The sequence below is a fragment of the Allobosea sp. TAB14 genome (assembly GCF_052113865.1).
GTDB lineage: Bacteria > Pseudomonadota > Alphaproteobacteria > Rhizobiales > Beijerinckiaceae > Allobosea > Allobosea spartocytisi.
On the sequence record NZ_JBFRDQ010000312.1, the window covers coordinates 1 to 2,635 of the forward strand.

The following is a 2,635-nucleotide window of genomic DNA, read 5'->3' on the forward strand; positions in this document are numbered from 1 at the left end:
GCCCCGCGTCGAGAGCTGCAGCGGGTGGCTGGCGTCGCCATGGGCGAACAGCGCCTGGCCGGCCGCCAGCGTCTGGCGGCCATGGGTGCCGGCGTTGCCGACAACCAGCTTGAGATCGAGCTTCTCGGCCTTGAAGAAGCCGCGCGCCTCGGCGATCGCTCCGAGGGCATAGACGGGTGTCTGCGGCCCATAAGCGAGCGAGGCTGTCGCCGATTGGGCGCCTGCCGCGGCGGGAATGAGGCCGGCCATTGCGAATGAACCGCCCCCCGCCAGCAGGTCTCGACGTGTGATCTTCATGGCGTCCTCCCTGGACATTGTCAGTTCGCGGTGCCGGTTTTCCGGTCTTGCAGTTCGGCCAGCACCTCTTCGGTGTGCTGGCCGATCATGGGTGGATCGCGGCGCTTGGTCAGGCGGCTGCCGTCGAAGGTGAAGGGCAGCGCCGGCGTCTTGACGGTGCGCCCGTCGTTCAAGGTCAGCTCAAGCAGCCCCTGCGAGGCGTTGAGATGCGGATCGTCGAACAGGTCGCCCGGCGTGTTGACCGGCGCGAAGGGCAGTTCCAGCCGCTCCAGGATGGTGCTGATCTCGGCTAGGTCGTAGCCCGCCACGATCGACCTGATCTCGGGGATGATCCAGCCGCGATTGTCGACGCGGCCCTGGCTGGTCGCGAGCCGCGGGTCACCAAGCCAAGCTTCGCGGCCAAAGGCGCGGCAGAAGCCTTCCCAATGTTCCTCGCCGACGATCGAGATGAAGATCTTGTCGCCGCTCTTCGTGTCGAACAGGTCGTAGACCGGCCAGGGCGATTCCTTCACCGACCACGGAACGGAGCGCTCGCCCGTGACGCTTTCGAACATCATCGCCTGCGCCATCAGGAAGACATTGTTCTCGAACAGCGCGCTCTGGATGTAAGCCCCTTTGCCAGTGCGCTCGCGCTGGGCCAGCGCCGCCTGGATCGCGATGACCCCGAACATGCCGCCCATGATGTCGTTGACGGAGGCGCCGGCGCGCATCGGCTTGCCGGGAAGCCCCGTCATATAGGCGAGGCCCCCCATCATCTGGACGACCTCGTCGAGCGCGAGGCGGTTCTCGTAAGGGCCCGGCAGGTAGCCCTTCAATGAGCAATAGATCAGGCGGGGCGCGTCGGGGGCGAGCGTCTCGTAGTTGAGGCCGTATCGGGCCAGCAGCCCCGGGCGGAAATTCTCGATCAGCACGTCGGCGCGCACGATTAGCTCGCGGGCGGTCTCACGCCCCTCAGGCGTCGCCGTGTCGATGACGACGCTGCGCTTGTTGCGGCTATAGGTGTTGAAGAAGCCGGAGGCGACGCTCTTGAAGAAGCGTGTCCGGTCGCCCTTGGACGGCTCGACCTTGATCACGTCGGCGCCGAGATCGGCGAGGATCATCCCGCAGGATGGCCCCATCACCATTTGCGAGAACTCGATGACCCGGACCCCTTCGAGCGGCAGCGGGTTCACGCGGCCACCCCATAGACCTTCGGCAGCCCGGCCTCGCGGACATGGCTGCGGATACGTTCCTCCGGCAGGGCTGCGGCGAGTATTTCGGTGGCCGCGAGCAGGTGTTCGAGATCGATCCCGGTCCGCAGGCCCATCTGCTCGAGCATGAAGACCAGATCCTCGGTCGCGATGTTGCCGGAGGCGCCGGGCGCGAAGGGGCAACCGCCGAGCCCGCCGCAGGCAGCGTCGAATCTGGTGACGCCGGCCTCTAGTCCCGCCAGCACATTGGCGAGGCCGAGCCCCATCGTGTCGTGGAAATGCAGCCGGATCGGCATCTCCGGGCCGACCGCGCTGCGGACGGCCTTGACGAGCGAACGGACGAGCCGCGGATCGGCGTAGCCGACCGTGTCGGCGAGGCCGATCTCGTCGACGCCGCGCCGAGCCAGCGCTTCGGCGACCTGGCAGACATCGCGTTCGGCGACACGGCCTTCGAGCGAGCAGCCGAAAGCGGTCGGGATGCCGCCCATCACATGCGGTGCTTTGGCCTGTTGCTTCGCCTGCGCGACGATGGCGCCGACGATCTCCGCCTGTTCCTCGCGGGTGCGCCGCGTATTGGCCATGCTGTGGCTGTGGCTGGCGGAGACGATGCAGTAGAGCATCTGGGCTCCGGCCGAGATCGCACGCTCGGCGCCCTTGGCGTTCGGCACCAGCGCGCCGACCCGCCATTGCGCGCTGACCGCGCGCGCGGTTTGCACAAGTTCCGCTGCATCGGCGAATTGCGGGAAGGCCTGTGGTGGCACGAAGCTGGTTGCGTCGATTTCGCCGAAGCCGCACCGCGCCAGCGCCTCGATCCACTCCCGCTTCGTTTGCGTCGGCATCACCTGCCGCACCAGTTGCAGCCCGTCGCGGGGGCCGACCTCGCAGATTTGGACGTCGCGCATAGCCTACCCTGAGCATTATTTTGACATTTGTTGCTATAAAGTACAAAACCTGCGATTGGATTGTCAATCGCCGTCCGGGGCATAGAGTCCCGCGCAGGCATCGTGGCGGGCAGGGCATGGACGAAGGGATTTCGACTTCGGCAAAGACGATCGAGCTCGCGGGCCAGATCATCGAAATCGCCCGCAGCGAGAACATCCGGCGCGGCGAGCGGCTGTTCGAGCATCGACTCGCCAATCGCCTTGGCA

At 66.5% G+C, this 2,635-nt stretch carries 3 protein-coding genes; all 3 read right to left on the reverse strand.

From position 1 onward, the window contains the following. The coding region (locus AB4Y99_RS26935; protein ID WP_441525490.1) for an ABC transporter substrate-binding protein at positions 1-297 on the reverse strand (297 nt) is incomplete at its 3' end. A gap of 20 nt (positions 298-317) precedes the next feature. Beyond that, positions 318-1,469 (reverse strand): CaiB/BaiF CoA transferase family protein, encoded by a 1,152-nt coding sequence (locus AB4Y99_RS26940; RefSeq protein WP_441525491.1) that lies wholly within the window; start codon positions 1,467-1,469, stop codon positions 318-320. Then, a complete protein-coding gene (locus AB4Y99_RS26945) occupies positions 1,466-2,389 on the reverse strand; it encodes a hydroxymethylglutaryl-CoA lyase (protein WP_441525492.1) in 924 nt (307 codons plus the stop codon). Before AB4Y99_RS26945 ends, AB4Y99_RS26940 begins: the two co-directional genes overlap by 4 nt. Positions 2,390-2,635: the final 246 nt, after the last annotated feature.

Coding starts and splice junctions, on each gene's coding strand:
- AB4Y99_RS26945 (WP_441525492.1), bottom strand. CDS start 2,389: ATGCGCGACGTCCAAATCTGCGAGGTCGGCCCCCGCGACGGGCTGCAA.